Source organism: Candidatus Brevundimonas colombiensis (genome assembly GCA_029202665.1).
Lineage (GTDB): Bacteria > Pseudomonadota > Alphaproteobacteria > Caulobacterales > Caulobacteraceae > Brevundimonas > Brevundimonas colombiensis.
The window spans coordinates 770,902-796,068 of sequence record CP119326.1; the positions used below are offsets into that span (position 1 = coordinate 770,902).

Annotated in this window: 23 protein-coding genes; 14 read left to right on the forward strand and 9 right to left on the reverse strand. The window is 67.4% G+C overall.

Features of this window, described 5'->3' with window-relative positions; genetic code table 11:
• Positions 1-35: 35 nt before the first annotated feature.
• Positions 36-1,925, reverse strand: a complete 1,890-nt coding sequence (locus tag P0Y50_03575) for a ribonucleoside-diphosphate reductase subunit alpha (protein ID WEK40702.1) — start codon at positions 1,923-1,925, stop codon at positions 36-38.
• Between the two features lie 273 nt (positions 1,926-2,198).
• On the opposite strand from P0Y50_03575, the gene P0Y50_03580 reads away from it, so the two are divergent.
• The 4 genes from P0Y50_03580 (at position 2,199) to P0Y50_03595 (ending at position 6,577) form a co-directional block, all read left to right on the forward strand.
• Positions 2,199-2,972: a phosphatase PAP2 family protein gene (locus tag P0Y50_03580; GenBank protein WEK41518.1), complete on the forward strand. Its 774-nt coding sequence runs from the start codon at positions 2,199-2,201 to the stop codon at positions 2,970-2,972.
• An 82-nt stretch (positions 2,973-3,054) separates the two neighbouring features.
• Complete coding sequence (locus P0Y50_03585) at positions 3,055-4,374, forward strand: acetyl-CoA hydrolase/transferase C-terminal domain-containing protein (protein WEK40703.1); 1,320 nt, start codon at positions 3,055-3,057, stop codon at positions 4,372-4,374.
• Between the two features lie 53 nt (positions 4,375-4,427).
• The gene (locus P0Y50_03590; GenBank protein ID WEK40704.1) at positions 4,428-5,231 is read left to right on the forward strand and encodes an ATP-binding cassette domain-containing protein; all 804 of its coding nucleotides are present in this window, start codon (positions 4,428-4,430) and stop codon (positions 5,229-5,231) included.
• A gap of 44 nt (positions 5,232-5,275) precedes the next feature.
• The gene (locus tag P0Y50_03595; protein ID WEK40705.1) at positions 5,276-6,577 is read left to right on the forward strand and encodes a PQQ-dependent sugar dehydrogenase; all 1,302 of its coding nucleotides are present in this window, start codon (positions 5,276-5,278) and stop codon (positions 6,575-6,577) included.
• Here P0Y50_03595 and P0Y50_03600 read toward each other — a convergent pair.
• Positions 6,574-7,812: an argininosuccinate synthase gene (locus P0Y50_03600; protein WEK40706.1), complete on the reverse strand. Its 1,239-nt coding sequence runs from the start codon at positions 7,810-7,812 to the stop codon at positions 6,574-6,576. The two genes, P0Y50_03595 and P0Y50_03600, sit on opposite strands and share 4 nt — an antisense overlap.
• Positions 7,813-8,004: 192 nt before the next feature.
• Here P0Y50_03600 and P0Y50_03605 point away from each other — a divergent pair, with 192 nt between their 5' ends.
• Positions 8,005-10,866 (forward strand): pitrilysin family protein, encoded by a 2,862-nt coding sequence (locus P0Y50_03605; GenBank protein ID WEK40707.1) that lies wholly within the window; start codon positions 8,005-8,007, stop codon positions 10,864-10,866.
• 192 nt (positions 10,867-11,058) lie between these two features.
• On the opposite strand, the gene yihA is transcribed toward P0Y50_03605, so the two are convergent.
• Genes yihA through rpmH form a run of 4 tightly spaced genes read right to left on the reverse strand, consistent with a single transcriptional unit; the run spans position 11,059 to position 14,072 of the window.
• Positions 11,059-11,712, reverse strand: coding sequence for a ribosome biogenesis GTP-binding protein YihA/YsxC (yihA, locus tag P0Y50_03610; GenBank protein WEK40708.1), 654 nt, complete (start codon positions 11,710-11,712; stop codon positions 11,059-11,061).
• Positions 11,709-13,505: a membrane protein insertase YidC gene (gene yidC, locus P0Y50_03615; GenBank protein ID WEK40709.1), complete on the reverse strand. Its 1,797-nt coding sequence runs from the start codon at positions 13,503-13,505 to the stop codon at positions 11,709-11,711. The genes yihA and yidC overlap by 4 nt, the downstream gene beginning before the upstream one ends.
• Positions 13,502-13,906 (reverse strand): ribonuclease P protein component, encoded by a 405-nt coding sequence (gene rnpA, locus P0Y50_03620; protein WEK40710.1) that lies wholly within the window; start codon positions 13,904-13,906, stop codon positions 13,502-13,504. Before rnpA ends, yidC begins: the two co-directional genes overlap by 4 nt.
• Before the next feature lie 31 nt (positions 13,907-13,937).
• On the reverse strand, positions 13,938-14,072 hold the full coding sequence (gene rpmH, locus P0Y50_03625; protein ID WEK40711.1) for a 50S ribosomal protein L34: 135 nt from the start codon (positions 14,070-14,072) through the stop codon (positions 13,938-13,940).
• A gap of 126 nt (positions 14,073-14,198) precedes the next feature.
• On the opposite strand from rpmH, the gene P0Y50_03630 reads away from it, so the two are divergent.
• Together P0Y50_03630 and P0Y50_03635 are read left to right on the forward strand one after the other, a co-directional pair.
• On the forward strand, positions 14,199-14,948 hold the full coding sequence (locus P0Y50_03630; GenBank protein WEK40712.1) for a TVP38/TMEM64 family protein: 750 nt from the start codon (positions 14,199-14,201) through the stop codon (positions 14,946-14,948).
• Positions 14,945-16,417, forward strand: a complete 1,473-nt coding sequence (locus tag P0Y50_03635; GenBank protein WEK40713.1) for a HAMP domain-containing sensor histidine kinase — start codon at positions 14,945-14,947, stop codon at positions 16,415-16,417. The genes P0Y50_03630 and P0Y50_03635 overlap by 4 nt, the downstream gene beginning before the upstream one ends.
• A gap of 5 nt (positions 16,418-16,422) precedes the next feature.
• On the opposite strand, the gene P0Y50_03640 is transcribed toward P0Y50_03635, so the two are convergent.
• Positions 16,423-16,686 carry a hypothetical protein gene (locus tag P0Y50_03640; protein WEK40714.1) on the reverse strand — a complete coding sequence of 88 codons (264 nt, stop codon included), beginning with the start codon at positions 16,684-16,686 and terminating at the stop codon, positions 16,423-16,425.
• Positions 16,687-16,841: 155 nt separating this feature from the next.
• Between P0Y50_03640 and P0Y50_03645 the strand changes: the two genes are divergently transcribed.
• A complete protein-coding gene (locus P0Y50_03645) occupies positions 16,842-17,354 on the forward strand; it encodes a hypothetical protein (protein ID WEK40715.1) in 513 nt (170 codons plus the stop codon).
• Positions 17,355-17,390: 36 nt separating this feature from the next.
• Here P0Y50_03645 and P0Y50_03650 read toward each other — a convergent pair whose 3' ends face one another.
• Both P0Y50_03650 and P0Y50_03655 read right to left on the reverse strand, forming a co-directional pair.
• On the reverse strand, positions 17,391-18,440 hold the full coding sequence (locus P0Y50_03650) for a ribonucleotide-diphosphate reductase subunit beta (GenBank protein ID WEK40716.1): 1,050 nt from the start codon (positions 18,438-18,440) through the stop codon (positions 17,391-17,393).
• Between the two features lie 186 nt (positions 18,441-18,626).
• Positions 18,627-20,771: a response regulator gene (locus P0Y50_03655; protein ID WEK40717.1), complete on the reverse strand. Its 2,145-nt coding sequence runs from the start codon at positions 20,769-20,771 to the stop codon at positions 18,627-18,629.
• A gap of 115 nt (positions 20,772-20,886) precedes the next feature.
• Between P0Y50_03655 and P0Y50_03660 the strand changes: the two genes are divergently transcribed.
• The 6 genes from P0Y50_03660 to P0Y50_03685 all read left to right on the forward strand — a co-directional run bounded on the left by P0Y50_03660 (position 20,887) and on the right by P0Y50_03685 (position 25,152).
• Positions 20,887-21,675: a hypothetical protein gene (locus P0Y50_03660; protein ID WEK40718.1), complete on the forward strand. Its 789-nt coding sequence runs from the start codon at positions 20,887-20,889 to the stop codon at positions 21,673-21,675.
• Between the two features lie 25 nt (positions 21,676-21,700).
• Positions 21,701-22,471: a metallophosphoesterase gene (locus P0Y50_03665; protein WEK40719.1), complete on the forward strand. Its 771-nt coding sequence runs from the start codon at positions 21,701-21,703 to the stop codon at positions 22,469-22,471.
• A 131-nt stretch (positions 22,472-22,602) separates the two neighbouring features.
• Positions 22,603-23,079, forward strand: a complete 477-nt coding sequence (locus P0Y50_03670) for a hypothetical protein (protein ID WEK40720.1) — start codon at positions 22,603-22,605, stop codon at positions 23,077-23,079.
• 83 nt (positions 23,080-23,162) lie between these two features.
• Positions 23,163-23,771 (forward strand): hypothetical protein, encoded by a 609-nt coding sequence (locus P0Y50_03675; protein WEK40721.1) that lies wholly within the window; start codon positions 23,163-23,165, stop codon positions 23,769-23,771.
• A gap of 78 nt (positions 23,772-23,849) precedes the next feature.
• Complete coding sequence (locus P0Y50_03680; protein WEK40722.1) at positions 23,850-24,482, forward strand: LysE family translocator; 633 nt, start codon at positions 23,850-23,852, stop codon at positions 24,480-24,482.
• A gap of 100 nt (positions 24,483-24,582) precedes the next feature.
• Complete coding sequence (locus P0Y50_03685; protein WEK40723.1) at positions 24,583-25,152, forward strand: hypothetical protein; 570 nt, start codon at positions 24,583-24,585, stop codon at positions 25,150-25,152.
• Positions 25,153-25,167 lie beyond the last annotated feature (15 nt).

Here is a 25,167-nt window from a genome sequence, read left to right on the forward strand (position 1 = left end):
TCGCAGGGCCTTTTCCACGGGGTCGGGCGTCGGCCTTACTGGCAGGCTAGGCACTCGTCGTAGTCGGTCTTGGGCATCGAGAAGAGGTCGGGCTGGTTCGGATCGATCACCGCCTCGGCCTTGTCCTCGGCGCCGGCGAAGGCCGCGCGCTGAACCGACTTGGAGCGCAGATAATACAGCGACTTCACGCCGCGCTCCCAGGCCGACCAGTGCAGCATGTGCAGGTCCCACTTGTTGACGTCGCCGGGGATGAACAGGTTCAGCGACTGGGCCTGGCAGATTTCCGGCGCGCGATCGGCGGCCAGTTCGACCACCCAGCGCTGGTCCAGTTCGAAGGCGGTCTTGAACACGCCCTTCTCGTCCTCGTTCAGGTCGTCGATGTGCTGGACCGAGCCTTCATGCTCCAGGATCGAGTTCCAGACGGTCTCGGTGTTGATGCCCTTTTCGTCGAGCAGGCGCTCCAGATAGGGGTTCTTGACCGCGAAAGAGCCCGACAGGGTCTTGTGGGTATAGATGTTGGCCGGGATCGGCTCGATGCCGGCGGACGTGCCGCCGCAGATGATCGAGATGGAGGCGGTCGGGGCGATGGCCAGCTTGTGGCTGAACCGCTCCATGACGCCGCGCTCCTGGGCGTCCAGGCAGGGACCCTTCTCCTCGGCCAGGGTGCGGCTGGCCTTGTCGGCCTCGCGGCGCAGATGTTTGAACAGGCGCATGTTCCACGACTTGGCCATGGCGCTTTCGAAGGCCACGCCCTGACCCTGCAGGAAGGAGTGGAAGCCCATCAGGCCCAGACCCACCGAACGCTCGCGCTTGGCCGAATAGACGGCGGCGGCCATGGCGGGCGGGGCGCGGCGGATGAAGTCCTCCAGCACATTGTCCAGGAACCGCATCAGGTCCTCGACGAAGCGCGGCTCCTCGCGCCATTCCAGGAAGGTCTCGGCGTTGACCGACGACAGGCAGCAGACGGCGGTGCGGTCCACGCCCAGGTGGTCGCGCCCGGTGTGCAGCATGATCTCGGCGCACAGGTTCGACTGTTTGACCTTCAGGCCCAGGTCGCGCTGGTGCGGCGCCATCTGGCGGTTCACCGTGTCGGAGAAGATCAGATAGGGTTCGCCCGTCTGCATGCGGATGTCGAGCAGCTTGGTCCACAGCGAGCGGGCATCGACGGTCTTCAGGACTTCGCCGTCCTTGGGCGATTTCAGGTCGAAGGTCGCGCCGACCTTCACCGCCTCCATGAATTCGTCGGTGACGTTGATGCCGTGGTGCAGGTTCAGGGACTTGCGGTTGAAGTCGCCCGAAGGTTTGCGGATCTCAAGGAATTCTTCGATCTCCGGGTGATGGATGTCGAGGTACACAGCGGCGGAACCGCGACGCAGCGAGCCTTGGCTGATCGCCAGGGTCAGACTGTCCATCACGCGGATGAAGGGGATGATGCCCGAGGTCTTGCCCGCGCCCTTGACCTTTTCGCCAATCGACCGGACGCCGCCCCAATAGGTGCCGATGCCGCCGCCGTTCGAGGCCAGGGAGACATTCTCGTTCCAGACGTTCTGGATGCCGTCCAGGCTGTCGCTGACGGCGTTCAGGAAGCAGGAGATCGGCAGGCCGCGATCCGCGCCGCCGTTCGACAGGACCGGGGTGGCGGGCATGAACCACAGGCGGCTCATGTAGTCGTACAGGCGCTGGGCGTGGTCGGCGTCGTCCGAGAAGGCGGTCGAGACGCGGGCGAACATGTCCTGGTAGCTCTCGCCCGGCAGCAGATAGCGGTCTTCCAGCGTCTTCTTGCCGAAATCGGTCAGCAGATCGTCGCGCGACCGGTCCACCTGAACCGATTTCACCACGGTCAAATGGGGGCGTTCAGGCGTCGGCGTTCCCGCAACGCCTTGGAATTCCGTCGTCTTCAATGCCTCGCCGCCAGCCATGATCATCCGCGTCCTGAACAGAAATAGCCTAGAGCCAACTGCGCCGTAACCACATCATCTTGTGGCTTCTGCGCTCCCCGAGCCCACATATAGGGCGCATATGCCTAATGACCCGTCAACGGGCTTGACGGTCGGTTTGTGAGCGAATCGGTCGGACAAGTCGCGCAGGCATGTGGAAAAGCCCGCGAGCAAGCCAGCACGACCCTTTTGCATCCTTGCGACAGCAGGATCACGAACGCGTGATAGGAACGCACGGTCAGCTTGGCCGTTCGCCACTTCATGACCCTGTCCGATCTTCGTTCCTTTTTGAGACGTATCCTGACCGTCGCCCGCACCGAGATCGCGGCCCTGACCGCCCTGCTCGTCATGGCGGGCGGGGTCTTGAGCTTCATCGAGATCGCCGACGACATGACCGAGGCGGACGGCCAGGCCTTCGACCAGCACGTCCTGGCTCTGATGCGCCCCTATGCCGACGATCCGGGCCGGCCGTGGGGGCCGTGGTGGCTGAAGGAGGCGGCAGCCGACATCACCTCGCTGGGCGGCATATCGGTGCTGGGCCTGTTCGCCCTGATCGTGATCGTCTTTCTGCTGAGCCAGAGGAAATGGCTGTCGTCGCTTCTGCTGGTGCTGGGCCTGGCCGGCGGCGTGGCGCTGAGCGAAGGGCTGAAGGCGGTGTTCGAGCGCGAACGGCCGCCCGCCGCCATGCAGGCGGTCGAGACGATCAACGCCAGCTTCCCGTCGGGCCACGCGCTCCTGTCCACCGTCTTCTATCTGTCGGTCGCCGTCATGCTGACCCGCGCCTTTCCCAAACGCCGGTTCAAGGCCTTCGTCCTGGGGGTGGGGATACTGATGGCCCTGCTGGTCGGGCTGACGCGGGTCTATCTGGGCGCGCACTGGGCCTCGGACGTGCTGGCCGGATGGGCGGTGGGCGCGGCCTGGGCCATGGCCCTGTGGCTGGTCGCCTACGCCATCGCCCGGGTGCAACAGGGCCGCCACGCCGCGCTTCAGGACCACCAGACGCAGGAACGGGCCGACGCCGCGACCAAAGTCTAGGCCCCGCGCCGCGTCCGAGACAGGATAGTGAAGCCTGCACGCCCCCACAGGATCGCGAGAGGGGCGCATACGGAGAAACACCATGGACGCCGCCGCCCTTTACGCCGAACGCCTGAAGACCCCCGACCAGGCCGCCGCCCTGATCGCCTCGGGCGCGAAGGTCGCCATGGGCCTGGGCGTCTCCCAGCCGCCGGCCCTGCTGAAGGCCCTGGCCGATCGGGCCGGGCGGGGCGAGGTCGACGACGTCAACCTCTATTATCTGCTCAGCACCGCCATCGCCGGCCAGACCGTGCTGCGCGACGAGCTGATGGGCCGCATCCGCCCCTGGAGCCTGTTTCACACCGCCATCGAACGCGGGCTTGAGCAGCGGGCGCGCGACGCCGGCCGACCCAACCCGGTCCAGTTCATCCCCACCGGCTTTCAGCAGTCGCCGCGCCTGCTGTGCCGCGAGGTCGGGGTGGACACGCTGATCTGCACCGTGTCGCCGATGGATGGGGACGGCTTCTTCTCGTTCGGCGCCAACACCGACTATTCCAAGCCGGTGTCCGAGACGGCCCGCACGGTGATCGTGGAGGTCAATCCGCACATGCCGCGCGTATTCGGCGACTGCACCGTTCATGTGTCGCGGGTCGCGGGAATCGTGGAGCACGCCGCCCCCCTGCTGGTCGTGCCCATGGCCCAGCCCCAGCCGGCTGATCTGGTCATCGGCCGGACCATCGCCGATCTGGTCGAGGACGGCTCGACGCTGCAGATGGGCATCGGCGCCCTGCCCAACGCCGTCTGCGATGCGCTGAAGGACCACCGCCATCTGGGCGTCCATACCGAGATGCTGACGCCCGGCCTGGTCGAACTGATGCAGGCGGGTGCGGCCGATCACGCCCGAAAGACCCTGCATCCCGGCGTCGGCGTCTTCACCTTTTCGATGGGCGACCAGAACACCTACGACTTCCTGGACGGCAATCGCGGGCTGGAGGCCCATCCGGTCTCCTATGTGAACGATCCAGCGGTGATCGCCCGCAATGCGAAGATGATCTCGGTCAACGCCACGCTTCAGATCGATCTGAGCGGCGCCTGCTGTTCGGAATTCCTGAACGGACGCCAGTTCACGGCGGCGGGCGGCCAACTGGACTTCGTGCGCGGGGCCTATGAGTCGGACGGCGGCAAGTCGATCATCGCCTGTCATTCCACGGCGGCGAAAGGGACGGCCTCGCGTATCGTGGCGCGTCTGGACGGGCCGGTGACGACGCCGCGCAATGACACCCACATCATCGTCACCGAACACGGCTGGACCGATCTGAAAGGCAAGTCGACCAGCCAACGGGCGCTGGCCCTGATCGCCCTGGCGGCGCCCGAGTTCCGCGACGGCCTGACGCGTGAGGCGCGCGCCCAGGGGCTGATCTGACGTCATCCCGCAAGGGTTTCGTCTTGCGCCGACGGCGGCTAAGGGTTCCGCCCATGACCCAAGCGCTACTGTCGATCGATCACGTCAGCGTCGTGCGCGGCGACCGCGCCCTGTTGAACGCCATCAGCCTGACCCTCCCCGAGGGCCGCCACACCGCCATCCTGGGCCGCAACGGATCAGGCAAGTCGACCCTGGTCAAGCTGATCACCCGCCAGATCTATCCGACCGCCGGCGTGGGCGGCGACGGCGGCATAGGCGAGGTCCGCATCCTGGGCCGCGCCCACTGGGACGTCTTCGAACTGCGCAGCCTGCTGGGCGTGGTGTCGCCCGCCGTCCAGTCCGACTTCACCTCCGACGAGATGTTGGAAGTGTTCGACGCGGTGGTGTCCGGCTTCTTCGCCGCGCGTGGGGTGTGGAACCACGACGTGACCGAGGCGATGCGCCGCGCCGGTCGCGAGGCGCTGGAACGGATGGGCGTCGCGCATCTGATCGGGCGGAAGATGGCCACCCTGTCGACCGGTGAGGCGCGCCGGGTGCTGATCGCCCGCGCCCTGGTTCACCGGCCCCGCGCCCTGCTGCTGGACGAGCCGTGCGGCGGGCTGGACCCGGCGACGCGACGCCAGTTCCTGGAGGCGCTGCGCGATGTGGCGCGATCGGGCGTGACCCTGGTGCTGGTCACTCACCACATCGAGGAGATCCTGCCCGAGATCGACCATCTGGTCCTGCTGCGCGACGGTCAGGTTCTGGCGGATGGCGCCAAGGACGACCTCTTGACCCACCCAGTGCTCAGCGACCTGTTCGGCCTGCCGACCACGGTCGAGCAGCGCGGCGACTGGTTCTGGGCGCATCTGGACTGAGGGCGGCTTGCCGCAGCATGGGGAAAGGGCGAAGCTGGACCCTGATGCTGCGCCCCCTCTTCCTGATCCTGGCCCTGATCGCCGCGCCCGTCGGCGCCCCAGCCAGCGCCAGTGCGGCCCAGCGGGGCTATGCGACGCAAGGCGACTGCGGCGGGCGGCCAATGACCATGGTGCGGATGGCGCCCGGCTATTGCCTTGGGCTGGTGTGGCAGGGTGCAGGGGCGGACGGGCCGCGAATGCCGCGCGGCCTGTTGGCCCTCTCCGGCGGCGACTGGCTGGTCACGGACCTGGGCGGCTGGCAGGCAGGGCGGGGTTCGGTCTGGCGGCTGTCGTTCGCCCCCGACGGATCGGCGCGCTGGCGCAGGCTGGCCCAGGGCCTGTCCATGCCCCACACCGTGGCGCGCGGGCCGGACGGGCGGATCTATGTGTCCGAGATGAACCGCATCCTGACGCTGGACCCGGACGCGGCCGATCCGGCGGCGACGGTGCGGACCGTGATCGGCGGCCTGCCCGACAACCGGCTGCACGACAATCGCCACCCCCTGTCCAGCTTCGTCTTCGACGGCGACGGCGCGCTGCTGGTCAATGTCGGGGCGCCCAGCGACCGCTGCGTGGACGACCGGGGCCGGCCGCGCACGACGGCCTCGGGCGCCTGTATCGACAGCGGCGAGACGGCCCAGGTGCGGCGTCACGCCTATCTGGGGATCGGCCGCTGGGCCGAGGAAAGCACGGTCTTCGCCTCGGGCCTGAGGAACTCCATCGCCTTGGTTCGGCATCCATCGGGCACGATCCTGCAGGGCGAGAACTCGGTCGACCTGACCACGCCCGACCACCCCTATGACGAGATCAACGTCCTTCGCCGGGGCGGCGACTACGGCTGGCCCTATTGCGTCGACCTGGCCACGCCCCTGCCGGGTTGGAGCGCGGCCCAGGCGCGGTGCGGCCAGCGCGATCGGCCCGTGGCGCTTCTGCCGCCGCACGCCGCGCCGCTGGACCTGATCTATTACGAGGGGACGATGTTCCCCCAACTGCGCGGCCAACTGCTGATGAGCTGGCACGGCTATCGCCGCACGGGCGGGCGGATCGTGGCGGCCGAGACGGACGACCGGGGGCGGCCCCTGACCGACATCGGCGGCCGCTACGCCCTGTATCCACGCGGTTCGGCGCCCTATCCAACGGGCGCGCCCAGCGTGCGCGGCAAGGTGCTGACGCCCGGCTGGGATGCGGTCGCCGGCCGCCAGCCGCGTGGTTCGCCGGTCGTGATGGCCGTCGCCGCCGACGGATCGATCTGGGTCGCGGACGACCGCAGCCGGGCGATCCTGAGGATCGCCCGGCCGACGGATTAGCCTTCGCGCGCCTCGCGCTTGGCCAGGACGCGCAGGCGGAGCGCGTTCAGCTTGATGAAGCCGGCGGCGTCCTTGTGGTCGTAGGCCTGGACGCCTTCCTCGAAGGTGACCAGGTCCTGGTCGTACAGGCTGTTGGGGCTTTCGCGGCCGATGACCGAGACATTGCCCTTGTACAGCTTGACCTTGACCGTGCCCGACACCTTTTCCTGGCTGAGGTCGATGGCGGCCTGCAGCATCTCGCGTTCGGGCGAGAACCAGAAGCCGTTGTAGATCAGCTCGGCGTATTTCGGCATCAGCTGGTCCTTCAGGTGCATGGAGCCGCCGTCCAGGGTGATGCTTTCGATGCCGCGGTGGGCCGCGATCAGGATGGTCCCGCCGGGGGTCTCATAGACGCCGCGCGACTTCATGCCGACGAAGCGGTTCTCGACCAGGTCCAGACGGCCGATCCCGTTGTCGTGGCCATACTGGTTCAGGGCGGTCAGCAGGGTCGCCGGGCTCATGGCCTCGCCGTTGATCGAGACGGGATCGCCCTTTTCGAAACCGATCTCGATGACCGTCGCCACGTTCGGCGCGTCTTCGGGGCTAATGGTGCGCTGGTGGACGAACTCGGGCGCCTCGACCGCCGGGTCTTCCAGCACCTTGCCCTCGGACGAGGAGTGCAGAAGGTTGGCGTCGACGCTGAACGGCGCCTCGCCGCGCTTGTCCTTGGAAATCGGGATTTGGTTCTTCTCGGCGAAGTCCAGCAGAGCCTCGCGGCTGCGGAACTCCCACTCGCGCCACGGAGCGATGACGCGGATGTCGGGCTCCAGCGCGTAATAGCCCAGTTCGAACCGGACCTGGTCGTTGCCCTTGCCGGTCGCGCCGTGACAGACGGCGTCGGCCCCGACCTGACGGGCGATCTCGATCTGGCGTTTGGAGATCAGCGGACGGGCGATGGAGGTGCCCAGCAGATAATCGCCCTCGTACTGCGCATTGGCGCGGAACATGGGGAAGACGAAGTCGCGCACGAACTCTTCGCGCAGGTCGTCGATGAAGATGTTCTCGGGCTTGATGCCCAGCTTCAGCGCCTTTTCGCGCGCAGGTCCAAGCTCCTCGCCCTGCCCCAGGTCGGCGGTGAAGGTCACGACCTCGGCGTTATATTCGGTCTGCAGCCACTTCAGGATGATCGAGGTGTCCAGGCCGCCGGAATAGGCGAGGACGACTTTCTTGACGGGCTTGTCGGCGGGGGCGGACATGGCGGCTCTTTCGAAAACAAGTGGCGCGACGGTCGGGAAGGTGACGCGCGCATAAGACCGGGGGTCCGGCGATGCAACCTTTTCCGAGGGGCGGCGTGGCGAACATGAAGCTTTGGTCATGTTTCATTCCGTCGCGTTGCCAGTCGATTGACCCGCGTTATGGTCCGTTCACCTGCAATCCGAGGATGAACTATGCGCCGCACTGGCTGTCTCGTCGCCGCCGCCGCCCTTCTGGCGGTGTCCACCCCCGTCTGGGCGTCCGTCGCGCGCCTGCCCGTCGCCCAGGCTGCGCCGACCGCTCCGGCCGCGCCTCGCGCCGCGCCCGTCGCCGATCTGGTCGCCGCCGTGGATATTCCCTACACCCGGTTCACGCTGGACAACGGCCTGACCGTCCTGGTCCACGAGGATCACAAGGCGCCGGTCGTCGCCGTTTCGGTCTGGTACAACGTCGGCTCAAAGGACGAACCCGCCGGCAAGACCGGCTTCGCCCACCTGTTCGAACACCTGATGTTCGGCGGTTCGGAAAATGCGCCCGGAAGCTATTTCACGCCGATGCGCAACATGGGCGCGACCGACATGAACGGGACCACCTATTTCGACCGCACCAACTATTTCGAGACCGTGCCGGTCCCGGCGCTTGAACAGGCCCTGTTCATGGAAAGCGACCGGATGGGCTATATGCTGGGCGCCATCAGCCAGCAGACGCTGGATCTGCAACGCGGCGTCGTCCAGAACGAAAAGCGTCAGGGCGACAACCAGCCCTATGGCCTGAACCAGTACAAGCAGCTGGAGGCTCTGTTCCCCGAAGGCCACCCCTATCGCCACTCGACCATCGGCTCGATGGCCGATCTGGACGCCGCCTCGATGCAGACGGTGCGCGACTGGTTCACTTCCAACTACGGCCCGAACAATGCGGTTCTGGTTCTGGCCGGCGACATCACGCCCGCCAAGGCCCGCGAACTGACCGACAAATACTTCGGCCCCATCGCGCGCGGTCCCGTCAACAATCCCGCCCAGGCGCCGACGCCGACCCTGGCCGCCCCGGTCAACGAGACGACCCGCGACCGGGTGTCCAACGCCCAGGTCGAGATCAGCTGGGCCGTGCCCGGCATGCTGGACGCGGATTCCGTGCCGCTCAGCGTCGCCGCATCGGTCCTGGGCGGCCTGGCGTCCTCGCGCCTCGACAACGAACTGGTGCGCGGCGAACAGACGGCGGTTTCGGTCAGCGCCGGCAACAACGCCTTCCATCGCATCGGCGTCTTCCAGATGAGCGCCATGGTCAAACCGGGCGAGGACCCGGCCGCCGTCGAGGCGCGGATGCGCGAAATCCTGAACGGCCTGATCGCCGATGGCCCGACCCAGGACGAGATCAACCGCGTCGTCACCCAATATGCGTCGCGTCGCATCCAGGGTCTGGAACAGGTCGGCGGCTTCGGCGGCAAGGCCACGGCCCTGGCCGAGGGCCAGCTCTACGCCGGTGATCCCGAATTCTACAAGAAGCAGCTGGCCGCCTACGCCGCCGTCACGCCCGCGCAGGTCAAGGCCGCCATGCAGAAGTGGCTGACCCGACCGGCCTATACGCTGACGACCCTGCCCGGCGAGCGTGAAGCCTATCAGGAGGCGGCCGCCGCCCCGTCCGGCGCCAACCATACGCCGGCCCCGGAAATCCAGCGCAAGACACGCATGGCCCGGCCCGAGATCGGCCAGGTCGCCAACGTCGACTTCCCGGCCGTCGAACGCACGCGCCTGTCGAACGGCATGGAGGTGATCTACGCCCATCGCGACGCCACGCCGACGACCCGGATCGCGCTCGACTTCGACGCGGGTCTGGCCGCCGACGACCGGTCCAAACTGGGTCTGCAGACCCTGATGCTGGACCTGATGGACGAGGGCGCCGGCGGTCGTGACGCGACGCAACTGGCCGAGGCGCAGGAAGCCCTGGGGGCCAGCATCACCACCGGCGCCACGATGGACAGCTCGCTGGTCCAGCTGTCGGCCCTGACGCCGAACCTTCAGCCGTCGGTGGCGCTGATGGCCGATGTGGTGCGTCGCCCGACCTTCGCCCCGGCCGAGCTGGAGCGCCTGCGGGCCGCGCGCCTGTCGCGCATCGCCGCCGAACGCACCCAGCCGGCCGCCCTGGCCAGCCGCGCCCTGCCTGAACTGATCTATGGCGCGGCCAGCCCCTATGGCCGTCCGTTCAGCGGCGCCGGCGACGAGACCAGCGTCAAGGCGATCACCGAGGCGGACATCCGCACCGACCACGCCAAATGGATCCGGCCCGATAACGCCAAGCTGTTCGTCGTGTCGGACAAGTCGCTGGCCGAAATCACGCCGATTCTGGACGCTGCCTTCGGCCAGTGGGTGCCGCCCGCATCGGCCAGGCCGGTCAAGGATTTCTCGGCCCCGATCCCGGCCGCGACGCCCAAGATCGTGCTGATCGACCGCCCGCAATCACCCCAGTCCTACATCATGGGCGGCGAGGTTCTGGGCGTTTCGGGCACGGACGATCTGCTGGTGCTCAATGCGGCCAACAACGTGCTGGGCAACGACTTCCTGTCGCGCATCAACTCGGACCTGCGCGAGACCAAGAGCTGGTCCTACGGCGTCAACGCCTCGGTCAATCCGTTCGCCGGTCGCGTGCCCTATCTGGTGACCGCCCCGGTCCAGGCCGACAAGACCGGCCCGGCCATTGAGGCGCTGAACCAGCAGTTCAACGACTTCCTGTCGGGCGGCAAGGGCGTGACGCCGGAAGAGCTGCAACGCACCGTCAACGGCAACACCCGCCGTCTGGCAGGCAGCTACGAGACCTCGGCGGCCGTACTGGGGGCCATGCGCCAGAACGCCCTGCTGGGCCGGCCCGACGACTATCCCGAAACGGTCGCGGCGCGCACCAACGCCCTGACGGCCGCCCAGCTGGACGCCGCCGCCAAGGCCGCCATCGACCCGTCCCGCTTCGTCTGGGTCGTGGTCGGGGACGCCTCGGTGGTCAAGCCGCAGCTGGACGCCCTGGGCATCCCGGTCGAGGTCCGCTCAGCCGCGCCCGCCGCCCAGTAGGGCGCAGACAGGCTGGAACGACGAAGGCCCGGAGAGCGATCTCCGGGCCTTTTTCGTGGCTGCCTCTGTTCCGTCACCCTCTAGCCTGACCCGAGGATCGGACGTGGGTCGAGCCTGTGCGTCACCCATGGCGCAATCCGGCGCAACATCCGGCCCTCGGGGCAAGCCCGAGGGTGACGGGGGGAAAGTGTTTCAGTCCAGCGTCGCGCCGGTCGTGCGCATGATCTCGGCGCGCAGTTCGGGCAGGCCCAGGCCCTTTTCCGACGAGGTCAGGGCGACCACGGGGAAGGCGGCGGGGCGTTTGGAAATGGCCTTGAGCGTGGCCTCCTGCACCTTCTCGCCCTCGCCCTTCTTCAGCTTGTCGGCCTTGGTCAGGACGATCTGATAGCTGACGGCGGCCAGATCCAGGGCGTCCAGCGCCTCGGCGTCCACGTTCTTGAGTCCATGGCGGCTGTCGATCAGCAGATAGACCCGTTTCAGCGTCACGCGGCCGCGCAGATAGTCGCGGCCCAGGTCCTGGAACTTCTTGACCGTGGTCTTGGACGCCTTGGCCCAGCCATAGCCGGGCAGGTCGACCAGACGCATCCGGCCGTCCAGGTCGAAGAAGTTGACCTCGCGCGTGCGGCCCGGCTCGTTGGAGGCGCGGGCCAGTTTGTGCATGCCGACCAATCCGTTGATCAGGCTGGACTTGCCGACATTGGAGCGACCGGCGAAGGCGATCTCGGGCAGGTCGGAATCGGGCAGTTGCTCGATCTTGGCCGCGCCCATGACGAAGGTCGCGGGCCGCGCGAACAGGATGCGCGCGGCCTCGATCTCCTCGGGCGTGAACTCGGTCTCTTCGATCACGCCGGCGATTTCTTGAAGCGGGCGAAGAAGGCGTCGATCGGGTTCTCGGCCTTGTAGCGGTGCATGATGACGTACTGCTGCAGGATGGTCAGGACGTTGGACCAGGCCCAGTAGATCAACAGGCCGGCCGCGAACGGCGCCATGATGAAGGTGAAGATCAGCGGCATGAACTGGAAGATCTGACGCTGGACCGGATCGGCCGCCGGCGGGTTCATCGCCGTCTGCAGCCACATGGTCAGGCCGTAGGCGATGGCCAGGAGGCCCAGATGCAGCGGACCGGCCAGAAGGCCGCCGATCAGCGGCGCCATCGCCGGATCCCACGGGATCAGGCCGAACAGGTTCCAGATCGACGACGGATCGCGCGCCGACAGGTCGTGGATGAAGCCCAGGAACGGCTGGTGACGCATTTCGATGGTCACGGTCAGCACCTTGTACAGGGCGTAGAAGACCGGAATCTGCAGCACCAGCGGAAGGCACCCGGCGACCGGATTGATCTTCTCGCGCTGATACAGCGCCATGGTTTCCTGCTGCTGCTTCTGCGGGTCGTCTTTGAACTTCTTCTTGATCTCCTCCATCTTGGGCTGGAGGTTCCGCATCTTGGACATCGAGGCGTAGGCGTTGTTGGCCAGCGGGAACATCACCAGCTTGACGATGACGGTCAGGGCCAGAATGGCCACGCCGAAGCTGCCGACCAGGCCATAGACGTTCTCAAGAATCCAGAAGATCGGGCGCGTCAGGAACCAGAACATGCCCCAGTCGATCGCATAGACGAAGCGGGGCAGTTTCAGGCTCTGCTCATAGGATTTCAGCACCTCGGCGCGCTTGACCCCGGCGAACAGACGCTGGGTCTCGGTCGCGGTTGCGCCCGGCTGGACGGTGCGGGTCGTGCCCAGCAGATTGGCTTCCAGCTGCTGGGCCGCGCCCTCGCCGCGCACGCGGAATTCGGTTTCGACCGCCTCGTTCTGCTGGGGCAGCAGGGCCGCCAGCCAGTATTTGTCGGTGATGCCCAGCCAGCCGCCGGTCGAGGCGTTGGCGATGCGCGGCTCCTTCAGCCAGTCCTTGTATTTCTTCTGCTCGGTCCGATAGCCGCCCGGCTTGCCGAAGGTGCCGATGGCGCCCTCATGAACGATGTGCGACGAGCCGGCCGCAGGCGGAACGCCCTGGCGCTGAACACTGCCGTAGGGGGCGATGGTGATGGCCTGGGTTCCCAGGTTCTGGACCGTGTCCTGGATCGAGAAGACGTACCTGTCATCGACCGACATGACGCGGGTGAAGCGCAGACCCTGACCATTGTCCCAGGTCAGGGTGATCGGCGTGGTCGGCGTCAGGGTCGAACCATTGGTCAGGCGCCAGACCGTGTTCGGGCCAGGCACGCCCCCGGCCACGTTCGGGCCGGTCCAGCCGAACTGGGCGAAATAGGCGTTCTGCATCCCCTGCGGTCGGAACAGCTCCACCGGCTGGGGCTTGTCCTGGACCTCGCGGTAGTCGGTCAGGAACAGGTCGTCGATCCGACCGCCCTGCAGCGACAGCGACCCCTTCAGCGTGCCGGACTGGATCGGCACCCGCGCGGCGCTGCTCAGCGCCTGACTGCGGTCGGTGACAAAGGTCGGCCCCTGAAGGCTCTGCGCCGTGTGGGCGACATTTTCGGCCGTCTGCGACTGTTCGGCGTGGGCGGCCTGTTGCATGGCCCGCCGCTCGGCCTGCGGACGCAGAACGGCGAAATAATAGATCCCCATGATCAGGGCCGAGCACACGATGAAGATGATCGTGTTGCGCGTGTTCTCGTTTTTCATGGAATCTGGCGGTCCTGGCCGGAAGGGGCGCGGGCGGGCGAAGGCTTGGCAGCCTTGGGTGTCGCCAGCCTTGTAAGGGTGGATTTCACGTCGTCAAGCAAACGGTCCCACGCGCGCTCGGTCGTGCCCATGCGGGCGATGAAGACATAGTCGCTGCCGGGCACGCCATGATGGGCCAGCATGGCCCGCGCGGCCTCGCGCAGACGGCGTTTGGCGCGGTTGCGAACCACCGCTCCGCCGATCTTTTTCGTGGCGGTGAAGCCCAGGCCGATGTGCGGCGAACCGTCGCCGCGCTCCAGCCGCTGGATCACCACGGCGCCGCGCGCCTCGGAAACGCCTTTGGCGGCCGCCAGGAACTGGGGCCGCCGCAACAGACGCTTGATCTGTAAAGGGTCGCTCATGCGTCCGAAAGACCGGGACGCGATAAGCCGCTTACGCCGTCAGGCGCTTGCGGCCCTTGGCGCGACGGCGCGCAACGATCTTCTGGCCGTTCTTGGTGGCCATCCGGCTGCGGAAGCCGTGACGGCGCTTGCGCACGAGTCGCGACGGCTGATAGGTCCGCTTCACGGTCGGCTCCTGACGTTAAAAGGTTGGGCGACGGGGCAAGAGGCGTCCGCCGCAGGAAGGGCGGGCGTATAAGTCGCATGATCGCGCGAGTCAACGCTCGGTCGGCAATTCGGGAATGACGGACCTATGGCGAAACGAACGGCGAAGGAGTGGGCCCTGCGGCTGGCGCCGCTCGTGGCCATCGCCGGCCTGGTGGTCGCCTTCTTCGCCCTGGGCTGGAACCGCTATCTGTCGATGGATCTGATCCGCGAGCACGGGCTGAACCTTCAGGCCTACGCCCGGGATCACTGGTGGATCGCGCTGGCGGCCTTCGTCGCTGTCTATGCCCTCGCCACCGCCTCGACCATTCCGGGGCCGGTCTTCCTGACCCTGCTGGGAGGGATGATGTTCGGCCCCTATGTCGGCGCCCTGGCCCAGTCGACGGGGGCCACCATCGGCTCGGTCGTCATCTATTATGTCTATCGCACCTCGATCGGTTCATGGCTGCGCGCCAAATTCGAGGCCGACGCCGGGTTCATGGATCGTCTGGCCAAGGGGATCGACCGCAACGCCTTCACCACCCTGTTCACCCTGCGCGTGATCCCCAGCGTCCCCTTCGTCCTGGTCAACGCCACGGCGGGGATGATGGCGGTGCCGCTGAGACCCTACGTCGTCGCCACCTTCATCGGCCTGTTGCCGTCCACCTTCATCTACACCTGGATCGGATCGCAGCTGGGCGATCTGTTGCGGGCCGGGGTGCGGCCGGACCTGCCGTTGTTGCTGCATCAGTTCTTCTGGCCGCTGATGGGGGTGGTCTTCCTGTCGCTGCTGCTGCCCATCGGCATCAAGCTTTTCCAGATGATCCGTGCACGGCGGATCGCGGAGACGCCGGCATGAGCGCCCTGTTCGACCGGATCGCCGCGCGGCTGAACCTGTCGCCCGAACAGGCGGCGACCTGGCGCGAGCGGCTGACCCCGCGCGCGCCGGACGGGCTGTCGGCGCGGCTGCTGCTTCTGACGGTCGCCTTCACCCTGGCGGTGGAGGCCCTGATCATGGGTCCGAACCTGGCGGCCTTCCACGAACGCTGGCTGCGCGACCGGCTGCAGGCCGCCGAACTGGCCTCGGTCGGGGTCGAGGCCCTGCCCTATAGCGCGGTCGAGGACGACACGGCGGCCGAGCTGATGCGGATCGGCGGGGTCCAGGCCGTGGCCCTGACCGAACAGGGCGTGCGGCGCCTGCTGCTGCAGGCCCCCAACCTGCCCCGCGCGCCCGAACTGATCGACCTGCGCCAGCAGGACAGCTGGGCGCGGCTGACCGACCCGTGGCGCACTCTGTTCGGGCACCCCGACCGCTCGCTGCGGGTCCAGGCCAAGCCGCGCTATCGCTCGGGCGACTTCATCGAGATCGTCACCCCGGCCCAGCCGCTGAAGCTGGAGCTGAAGGCCTTTCTGCTGAACAGTCTTCTGGTCTCCCTGCTGATCTCGGTGACGGCCGGGGCGTTGCTGTACGGCGGGCTGGCGCTTCTGGTGCTGCGCCCGCTGCGGCGCGTGACCCGCTCGATGGAGCGGTTCGCCGCCGATCCCGAAAGCGAGGCCGAGACGCCCTCGGACCGGCACGACGAGATCGGCCGGGTCGAGCGGGAACTGAGCCGGATGCAGGAAGAGGTGCGCCAGTCCCTGCGTTCGCGCGCACGTCTGGTGGCGCTGGGCGAGGCGGTGGCCAAGATCAATCACGACCTGCGCAACATGCTGACCTCGGCCCAGATGGCGTCCGACCGGCTGGCGTCCTCGGCCGATCCCCAGGTCGCCAAGGCCCTGCCGCGACTGGAGCGGGCCCTGAGCCGCGCCGCCAGCCTGTCGCGCAACGTGCTTGAATACGGCAAGAGCGAGGAGCCGGCGCCGCAGAAGACCCGCGTCGTCCTGACCAAGGCCCTGACGCTGGCGGCCGAGGACGCCGGGCTGGACCCCGACGGCGTGCGTCTGATCAAACAGCTGCCGGCCCGGTTCGCGGTCGAGGCGGACCCCGACCAGCTTTATCGCATCCTGGTCAATCTGATGCGCAATGCGCGTCAGGCCATCGAGGCCGATCCGGGTCGCCCGCCCGAGCGACGCGGCCGGGGCGCCATCACCGTCAGCGCCTTCGGCGACGACAGCTTCTGCGTGATCCGCATCGCCGACGACGGGCCGGGCATTCCTCCGCGCCTGGCCGAACGCCTGTTCGAACCCTTCGTCAGCTCCAAGAGCTCAGACGGCACGGGCCTGGGTCTGACCATCTCGCGCGAACTGGCGGCGCTGCACGGCGGCGACCTGCGACTGGTTCAGGCGGACGGCGCCGGCGCCGTCTTCGAGCTGCGCCTGCCGTCCTGAGGCGGCTATTCCAATCCGTCGTCGGACACCACGAAGGCGCGGTTCTCGGCCTTGGCCTGGGCGGCCAGCTCGTCCTGCACCAGGTGCCAGCGCCGCAACCGTTCGTAGTCGATGGCGTGTTCCGGCGAGGCGTCAAGCCAGTGACGGAAATCCTCGATCTGCAACCGGGCGTCGGCGGCCGATGAATCCGGCAGGGCCGGCACATTGGGCAGTTGGCGCGCGACTTCGGCGGGAATGGGGAAGTCGCCGGACGAGGTGCTGAGGATCATGTTTCGTCTCTGATCGAAGGTCGAGGAGGGTCCGAACCAACCATGCCGCGAAGCTGAACCGCGCGCCACCTTTTCGTGCGTGCGGCGTTGTTCCACCAGACAGGATATGGCCAAGCTGGCCTTCCAAACGGTTCTCTCATCAAGGATGAAGATCGATGACCCTTCGCCCCTCGCTTCCGGTTCTGGTTCTGGTTCTGGCCCTTGCTGTCGCGGCGGCGCCGGCGGTCGCGCAAAATATGCCCCACAACGCGAGCCAGGCGCAGCCCTATACGGGTCCGGGGGCCTATCGCGACCAGCGCGCCCTGCCCGACCCAGCGGATCGCGAGGCCCTGCTGAAGGCGCGGGGCGAGGCCTATCACCGCGCCGGCGACAATAAGCAGACAGAGGAGGAGTTGCGCGCCACCCGCGCCCTGAACGACGAAATCACGGCTAGAAACGCCCTGGCCGACAAGGCCGACGCCGACGCCCGCCTGGACTATGACGCCGCACTGGCCCGGCATGAGATCGCCGTTCGCCAGGGCGAGGAACAGGCCCGCGCCGCCGCCGAGGCGACCCGCGCCGCTCAGGACCAGTACGATCGCGACTACGCCTCATGGCGCGAACAGGTTCGCCTGTGCCAGTCAGGCGTCCGCACGGCCTGCGGCGCGCCGGTCGGACCGGCGCGCTGAATCCGTCGCGTCAGGCGGTTGATGGAACCTGGGCGATCAGCCCGCCACCAGGCTCATGTCGCGCCGGGCCATCATGCGGTCGAACTCGGTCCAGACGCCGTCCGCGCCATGCCAGTTCCCTTGCGTCGCCGCCTTGGAATATTCGGTGGCGCGGGCCTCGAAGAAGTTGGCGTGTTCGACGCCCGACAGCAGCGACTGCAGCCACGGCAGCGGGTTTTCCGTCACGCCGTACACTTCCGGCAGCTTCAGCTGGCGCAGGCGCCAGTCGGCGATGAAGCGGATGTATTGCTTGATGTCGTCCGGCGTCATGCCCTGGACCGAGCCCATCTCGAAGGCCAGGTCGATGAACTTGTCCTCCATGTTCACCACCGTTTTGCAGCAGTCGACGATGTCGTCGGCAACGCTCTTGGTGACGGCGCCCGTCTCCTTGTTGAAGGCGTGATACAGTTTGATGATGCCTTCGCAGTGCAGGCTTTCGTCGCGCACCGACCAGGACACGATCTGGCCCATGCCCTTCATCTTGTTCTGCCGGGGGAAGTTCATCAGCATGGCGAACGACGCGAACAGCTGAACGCCTTCGGAAAACCCGCCGAACATGGCCAGGGTGCGAGCGATATCGGCGTCGGTGTCGACCCCGAACTGACCCATGTAGTCGTGCTTGTCCCGCATGGCCTCGTATTCCATGAAGGCGCCGAACTCGCTCTCGGGCATGCCGATGGTTTCCAGCAGCAGGGCGTAGGCCGCGATATGGATGGTCTCCATATTGCCAAAGGCGGCCAGCATCATCTTCACCTCGGTCGGTTTGAACACCCGGCCGTAGCGCTCCATGTAATTGTCCTGAACCTCGATGTCCGCCTGGGTGAAGAAGCGGAAGATCTGGGTCAGCAGGTTGCGTTCGCCGTCGTTCAGGGTCGAGGCCCAGTCCTTGACGTCCTCGCCCAGCGGCACCTCTTCGGGCATCCAGTGGACCTGCTGCTGCTTCTTCCACATGTCGAACGCCCACGGATAGCGGAACGGCTTGTAGGCGACGGACGGGGTCAGAAGACCGGCGCGTTCCGGGAGGATGATCGGGGTGATGGCGTTCATCGAACTGGACCTGAGAGCGATTCCAAAGACGCATTCACCATGCGACTCCTCGCCCCCGGCGCCAAGCCAAAATCGCTCTATTTTGCGGTCCAAAATGTCCCAACCGCTACATCTAGTGGATTTGGCGCGAGATTCCTGGGGAGGAGATTGGGGACGGAATTCAGGTGGTCCGGCCAGGCGGCCCGATCAGGCAGCAGGGTTCGCCGCTTCGGCCTGGCGTCGCGCGACCGTATCGAACACCGTCTCGATGGCGGCGTACAGCTTGGCCTGGGTGACGGGCTTGGCCAGGTGGCCGTCCATGCCGGCGGCCAGACACCGGGCCGCATCCTCCGGCATGGCTTCGGCGGTGACCGCCAGGACGGGCAGGTCGCGGGCGGGGGCGTCCAGGGCGCGAAGCGCGCGGGTGGCGGCCAGACCGTCCATCACCGGCATCCGAACGTCCATCAGGACCAGGTCGAACGTCTGATCCTTCAGGATCGCCAAGGCCTGTTCGCCGTCGCTGGCCTCGGCGGTCTCGCAATCGGCCGCGTGAAGCATGATCCGCAGCAGGTCGCGATTGGCCGGATGATCGTCGACGATCAGAATTCGGGTGCGCCGGCTGTGCAGCGGCTCCGGCGCTTCGTCCTCGGCCGGAGCGACCGCAGGCGCCGGCACGGACAGGGTGATCGTCGTACCCTGCCACAGGGCGCTTTCGACCGTCACCGTCCCGCCCAGACAGCCGATATGGGTCTTGGCCAGAGCCAGGCCCACCCCGGCTCCTTCGTGCGCGCGGCTGGTGGTGGCGTCCCCTTGTTCGAACAGGCGGAACACGCCGGCCCGCGTCGCCTCGTCCATCCCGCAGCCGGTGTCCGATAGCCGGAAGATCAGGTGTTCGCCGGCCCGCTCCACCGCCAGTCCGACCCGACCGCGCGCGGTGAACTTGACCGCGTTCTGCGCCAGATGGTGCAGGGTCTGACGCAGCCGCCGGGCGTCGATCAGAATGCGGCCGTCGGCTTCGGGCGAGACGACCAGATCGAACGTCAGACCCTTGACCCTGGCCCATTCCCGCGCCGGCGCGACCGCCTCGTCCAGGACCTCGCGCAGATCGCTGACTTTGGGGGAGACCTCGGCGCCGCCACGCGCCACCTCCAGCAGATCCTCGACCAGACGCAACATGGCCTCGCCGCAGTTGCGGATGGCGTCGACCTGACGCCGCCCCTCGGCGTCGAGATGCGGATTGCGCGACAGCAGGTCGGCATAGCCGGTGACGCCGGTCAGGGGCGTGCGCATCTCATGGCTCATCATCGCCAGGAACCGGCCCTTGACGGCGCGATCCGCCTCGGCCCGCTGACGTGCGGCCAGGGCGGCCTGGGTGCGGGTCTTCAGGCGCTCGACCAGACGGCGACGCTCGCTGGACAGGGTGGTGATGGGCAGGGCCGTGCCCAGCACCGCCAGCAGGAACAGATGGAAAACCCCCATCTGCCGCATGACCAGAGGCACGTCGGCCAGGGCGTCTGCCCCCGCCAGCCGCGTCAGCACGATCGGCCCATGTCCCAGCAAGGTCGCGGCGCCGCCCGCCACGGCGATGACCATGACCGCCGTCGCGGTCCACGGCGGGGATAGGCGGAAGGCCAGAAGGATAAGGGGCGGAAACACCAGGAACAGCACGGGCGCCTGGCTCTGGCCGAATACCCCCGCCGTCAGGGCGATGACCAGGCCAGCCAGCAGGACGATCTCGGGCCAGCGCGCCAGACTGTCGGCCCGGAACCGATGCTGGCGCGCCATCAGCAACAGCGACGGCGCCACGATCAGCAGGGCCAGCGTCTCCATCTCGAACAGATAGCGCAGACGGAAGGCCAGGCCGCCCAGCGGCAGCCGCCCCGTCGCCAGAACCAGCAGGGCCGCCAACCCCGTGCTGAGCGCCACCGCCGGGATCAGGGCGAGGGCGAACCGCAGCAGCCGACGCGGTCGACGCATGTCCAGGGCCGCGCCGCAGAACCGGCGCACCAGGACGGCGGCGACCAGAACCTGAATCAGATTGAACAGGGCGTTGCCCCACAGGAACAGCCCGGGATCCCCGCGCACCGCATTGCCGGCCAGATTGATCGCCAGCGCCGCCGCCAGCACCCGCGCCGCCTGGGCGCGGTGCAGTTGCAGCACGGCCGCCAGAAGCACGGCGTTGGCGGGCCACAGGATCGTCACCGAAAAGGTGCGCGACATCCACAGGCCGGCCAGCTGACAGACGACGAACAGCGCGAGATACGCCCAAGCGGGCGGGCCGGCCGCGCGACCGGCCTCGTGGCGGAACAACCGCCAGGGTATGGGCTTCGCAGCGAGCGCCGACACGGTCATCGCGGCACCATCACACGAAGGTCTTAATGATCCCGGTGTCGTCGCCCTAGGTATTTTCCCGGAACCGGGCCGGGGCGTCGTCGTTTCCATGCCCTCGCCAGGGAGGGCGCAGACGATGTCCGACGTGATCGCCGAACCGACGTTCGAACCGCCTGCCGACGCCCTGGCCTTTTACGAGGAAAGCCTTCGCCTGCTGAAGGAAAGCGGCATTCCCTTCCTGCTGTCGGGCACCTATGCGGTCACGGCCTATACGGGCATCCGTCGCCCGACCAAGGACCTGGATGTCTTCTGCAAGCCGGGCGACTACCCCCGCATTCTGGCCTTCTTCCAGAAGCACGGCTATCGCACCGACGTCGAGGACGAGCGGTGGATCGCCAAGGTCTGGAAGGACGAGACCCATTTCTTCGACGTCATCTTCGCCATGTCCAACGGCACGATCGCCGTATCCGACAGCTGGTTCGGCGAGGACCGGATCACCGTCTATGGCCATCAGGTCCAGATCACCCCGCCCACGGCCTTAATCCTGTCCAAGGTCTTCATCCAGGACCGCTATCGCTACGACGGGGCGGACGTGAACCACGTCATCCTGAAACAGTCGGACGCCATCGACTGGAAGAGCCTGCTGGACCAGATGGACCTGTATTGGGAGGTGCTGGCGGCGCATCTGCTGAACTTCCGCTTCGCCTATCCGACCGAGCGCGACCGGATTCCGCGCTGGCTGATGGAGGAGCTGGTTGCGCGCCTGACGGCCCAGGTCGACCTGCCGGCGCCGCGCGTGAAGGTGTGTCGCGGACGGCTGTTCAGCCCGCGCGACTATGTCGCCGACGTCGCCGAATGGGGTTTTGGCGACGTGGTCGGCAAGGGGCTGGAGGAACGCCACGACCCCGTCAACCTGGGTCATTGAGGATCAGAGCAAAGGAGGTCGCCGCATGACGGACGCCATCGCCCCCCAGACGCCCCAGCCCGGGCTGGAGCCCGGTCCCGCCCGGAAGATGCGCGTCGCCGCCGTCGGAGACCTGCACGTGGGCGAGACCAGCGAACGTCCTTACCGCGACCTGTTCGAACGGGTGTCGGACGACGCCGACGTCCTGTGCCTGTGCGGCGACCTGACCAACTACGGCAAGACGCCCGAGGTGGAGCGGCTGCTTGACGACCTGAAGCTCTGCACCATTCCCATTGTCGGCGTTCTGGGCAATCACGAGCACGAATGCGGCCAGCCGCAAGAGGTCGAGAGGATGCTGACCGACGCGGGGGTCAGGATGCTGAACGGCGAAGCCTATGAGATCGACGGCGTGGGCTTCGCCGGCGGCAAGGGCTTCGTCGGCGGCTTCGGTCGCTATATGCTCAGCGCGTTCGGCGAGGCCTCGATCAAGCAGTTCGTGCAGGAGGCGGTCGAGGACGCCAATCTGATCGAAAACTCGATCCGCAAGCTGCGCACCGAACGCTCGGTCGTCGTTTTGCACTATGCGCCGGTGGTCGAGACCGTGACCGGCGAGCCGCCCGAGATTCACGCCTTCCTCGGATCGTCGCGTCTGGCCGAGACCATCGACCGCTATGACAACGTCCGTCTGGTGGTGCACGGCCATGCCCATCGCGGCGGGCCAGAGGGCCGCACCAACCGTGGTGTTCCGGTCTATAATGTCGCCCTGCCGGTGCTGAAAACCCTGGGCGATACGCCCTATCGGGTGTTTGAAATCTGAATCATCTGGTTCACGGTGAACCCTATCGGGCCTGACGTCAGGCCGCCTGCATCATCTGGTTCACGGTGAACCCTATCGGGCCTGACGTCAGGCCGCCTGCGGTCCAAAGCGGCCACATCCGGAGTATTTGCATGCGTCTTCTGTCCTGCACCGCCGTCGCGGCGGCCCTGGTCCTGAGCGGACCCACCCTGGCCGCGGCCCAGACCCCGGCGGCCCAGACCCCGGCGTCCCAGCCCTCCGCGACCCAGGCGCCGGCGGCTCAAGCCCAGCCTCAGGACCAATCCGGCGCCGAAACCCCCGAGGAAAAGGCGTTCGAAGCCAAGGCCGAAGCCTTCCAGACCGGAATGGAGACCATGGCCTCCGAAATGCAGGCCGCCGCCGCCCAGACCGACAAGGCCAAGGCCAAGACTGATCTGGACGCCCTGCAGGCCCGCTATCAGGGTCAGGCCGACACCTTCGCCAGCGAGCTTGAGACCTTTGCGGTCGCTCAGGGCGCCCCGGCCGATCAGATGGCCGCCGCCGCGACCCAGATCAAATCCATCCCGGCCATGGTGCGGTCCAAGGCGGAAGAGGCCGCCGCAGCCCCCGCTCCGGCCCGTTCGCAGTAAGGCACCGCGCCTTACCGCGATTTCACTTGAGGCGGGGCGGCCGAGAGAAGAGTTTGCGCGGGTCATTCCAAGGGAGGTGTCCCATGATCCGTCTTCTAGGCCTCGGAGCCGCCCTGCCTCTGGCCGTATTGGCCCTTGCGTCGCCCGCCGCCGCCCTGGCGCAGGACACGTCGCCCACGCCCGCCGAGGCCCGGCTGGAAGCCGCCTCCAGCGCCTTCGAAGCCCGGATGGAGGATTTCGGCAAACGCGCCGAGGCCCTGTCCGAAGACCCCCGTCTCAGCGAGGCGGAGCGCGGCAGCCGGATCGCCGCCCTGTGGAGCGAGTACGCCCCCGACGTGGCCGCCTTCACCACCGAGACGGCCAAGCATGCCGGCGAAATGGCGGCCGAGGCGCTGAAGAACATCGACGTCGACGCCCTGGTGGCGAACGCCATGAACGACCCCGAGGTCAAACAGGCCATCGAAGACGGCGCCCACTACGGCTCCGTCGTCGGAACCGGCATCGCGCAGAACGGCGCCTGGGCCAATCCCGATCCCGAGCAGATGGTCACCTATGGTCTGATCGCCCAGTATGCGCTGGACCAGGCCGCTGACGCCGTCGGTCCCGCGGTCGAGGCGCCCGAAGCCCTGGAAGCGCCCGAAGCGCCTGAACCAGCCGCGCCGCCCGAAACACCCCGGCGTCCGCGCGTCTGACCCGCCAGACCTGAAGCCCCCGCCAGACCTGACGCGCAAGGCTTGACCGCAATCGGCGGACCGGCGACATCGCGTCGCATGTCCGCCTTGCCCGTCGATCCGCACCTCTATTCGACCTTCCTGGGCGTCATGGCGGTGATGGCCGTCACCCCCGGCCCCGCCAATCTGTTCGCCGTGGCGACCGGGGTGGAGAAGGGCCGCGCCTCGGCCCTGGTCGGCGTGCTGGGCATGAATGCGGCGACCCTGGTGTGGTTCGGCGCGGCGGCGCTGGGTCTCGGCGCCCTGGTCAAGGCCTTTCCCGCCGCCTTCAAGGTCGTGGCCGTCCTGGGCGCCCTCTACGTCGCCTGGCTGGGGATCAAGGCGTTGCGCGGCGCCTTCGCCACCGCCGCCCAGCCCGACCATGTCGTGGTTCGCCGGGGACGCAGCGCCCTGGTCGACGGCTTTGCGGTGCAGATCGCCAACCCCAAGGCCATCCTGTTCTTCACCGCCGTCCTTCCGCCCTTCGTGGACGTCAGCCGGCCGGTCGCGCCGCAGATGGCGCTGTTCGCCGTCGCCGCCATCGGCATGGATATGATGTCGATGAGCGCCTACGCCCTGTCCGGCGCGGCCCTGTCGCGACGGATGCAGCAGCCCCGCTTTCGAAAGGGGTTCGGCGTCTTTGTCGGCGTGCTTCTGATGACGGCGGCGGTGCTGATCGTCGCAAGGCTCTAGACGCGGCGACGCTTCGTCCTAGATTGCATCGGGAACGCCGCCGTTCATGCTCCGTTCAGCCGTCAGCGCGCCCGAATGGGCGATCAAGGAGTTTGATTTCATGAAAGCCCTACCCTTAAAGACCCTGGCGATGACGGTGGCTGCGGGGCTGGCTCTCGCCGCCTGCGCCACCGCCACGCCGTACCAGCCCGCCGGACTGAACGGCCAGCGCGGCGGCTATGCCGAACAGCGGCTGGAGAACAACCGTTTCCGCGTCAGCTTCTCGGGCAATTCCGTCACCTCGCGCGATCAGGTCGAGATGGGCCTGTTGCTGCGCTCGGCGGAACTGACGGCCGAAAGCGGCTATGACTGGTTCGCCACCGTCAACCGAGCCACCGACCGCGACACCCGCTTCGTCGGCACGCCTGATCCCTTCTACTCGCGCTACAACAGCTTCTATGGCCCCTATTGGGGTCCGTCGTGGCGTTACTATCGCGGCGGTTTCTGGAGCCCGTGGGACCGTTGGGGCTGGGGCGCCAATGACTTCGACGTCCGCCAGGTCGATCGGTTCGAGGCCAACGCCGAGATCATCATGGGCCGGGGCGCCAAGCCCGCCAACGACCCCAACGCCTTCGACGCGCGCGAGGTGATCCAGAACCTGGGCCCGCAGGTCACGCGCCCGACGTCGTAACCGACGGCTTTCGCT

Excerpts from the sequence above, each read along its gene's own strand:
- P0Y50_03575 (WEK40702.1), bottom strand. The coding sequence starts at position 1,925 with ATGATCATGGCTGGCGGCGAGGCATTGAAGACGACGGAATTCCAAGGC.
- P0Y50_03580 (WEK41518.1), top strand. The coding sequence starts at position 2,199 with ATGACCCTGTCCGATCTTCGTTCCTTTTTGAGACGTATCCTGACCGTC.
- P0Y50_03585 (WEK40703.1), top strand. The coding sequence starts at position 3,055 with ATGGACGCCGCCGCCCTTTACGCCGAACGCCTGAAGACCCCCGACCAG.
- P0Y50_03590 (WEK40704.1), top strand. The coding sequence starts at position 4,428 with ATGACCCAAGCGCTACTGTCGATCGATCACGTCAGCGTCGTGCGCGGC.
- P0Y50_03595 (WEK40705.1), top strand. The coding sequence starts at position 5,276 with ATGCTGCGCCCCCTCTTCCTGATCCTGGCCCTGATCGCCGCGCCCGTC.
- P0Y50_03600 (WEK40706.1), bottom strand. The coding sequence starts at position 7,812 with ATGTCCGCCCCCGCCGACAAGCCCGTCAAGAAAGTCGTCCTCGCCTAT.
- P0Y50_03605 (WEK40707.1), top strand. The coding sequence starts at position 8,005 with ATGCGCCGCACTGGCTGTCTCGTCGCCGCCGCCGCCCTTCTGGCGGTG.
- yidC (WEK40709.1), bottom strand. The coding sequence starts at position 13,505 with ATGAAAAACGAGAACACGCGCAACACGATCATCTTCATCGTGTGCTCG.
- rnpA (WEK40710.1), bottom strand. The coding sequence starts at position 13,906 with ATGAGCGACCCTTTACAGATCAAGCGTCTGTTGCGGCGGCCCCAGTTC.
- P0Y50_03630 (WEK40712.1), top strand. The coding sequence starts at position 14,199 with ATGGCGAAACGAACGGCGAAGGAGTGGGCCCTGCGGCTGGCGCCGCTC.
- P0Y50_03635 (WEK40713.1), top strand. The coding sequence starts at position 14,945 with ATGAGCGCCCTGTTCGACCGGATCGCCGCGCGGCTGAACCTGTCGCCC.
- P0Y50_03640 (WEK40714.1), bottom strand. The coding sequence starts at position 16,686 with ATGATCCTCAGCACCTCGTCCGGCGACTTCCCCATTCCCGCCGAAGTC.
- P0Y50_03645 (WEK40715.1), top strand. The coding sequence starts at position 16,842 with ATGACCCTTCGCCCCTCGCTTCCGGTTCTGGTTCTGGTTCTGGCCCTT.
- P0Y50_03650 (WEK40716.1), bottom strand. The coding sequence starts at position 18,440 with ATGAACGCCATCACCCCGATCATCCTCCCGGAACGCGCCGGTCTTCTG.
- P0Y50_03655 (WEK40717.1), bottom strand. The coding sequence starts at position 20,771 with ATGACCGTGTCGGCGCTCGCTGCGAAGCCCATACCCTGGCGGTTGTTC.
- P0Y50_03660 (WEK40718.1), top strand. The coding sequence starts at position 20,887 with ATGTCCGACGTGATCGCCGAACCGACGTTCGAACCGCCTGCCGACGCC.
- P0Y50_03665 (WEK40719.1), top strand. The coding sequence starts at position 21,701 with ATGACGGACGCCATCGCCCCCCAGACGCCCCAGCCCGGGCTGGAGCCC.
- P0Y50_03670 (WEK40720.1), top strand. The coding sequence starts at position 22,603 with ATGCGTCTTCTGTCCTGCACCGCCGTCGCGGCGGCCCTGGTCCTGAGC.
- P0Y50_03675 (WEK40721.1), top strand. The coding sequence starts at position 23,163 with ATGATCCGTCTTCTAGGCCTCGGAGCCGCCCTGCCTCTGGCCGTATTG.
- P0Y50_03680 (WEK40722.1), top strand. The coding sequence starts at position 23,850 with ATGTCCGCCTTGCCCGTCGATCCGCACCTCTATTCGACCTTCCTGGGC.
- P0Y50_03685 (WEK40723.1), top strand. The coding sequence starts at position 24,583 with ATGAAAGCCCTACCCTTAAAGACCCTGGCGATGACGGTGGCTGCGGGG.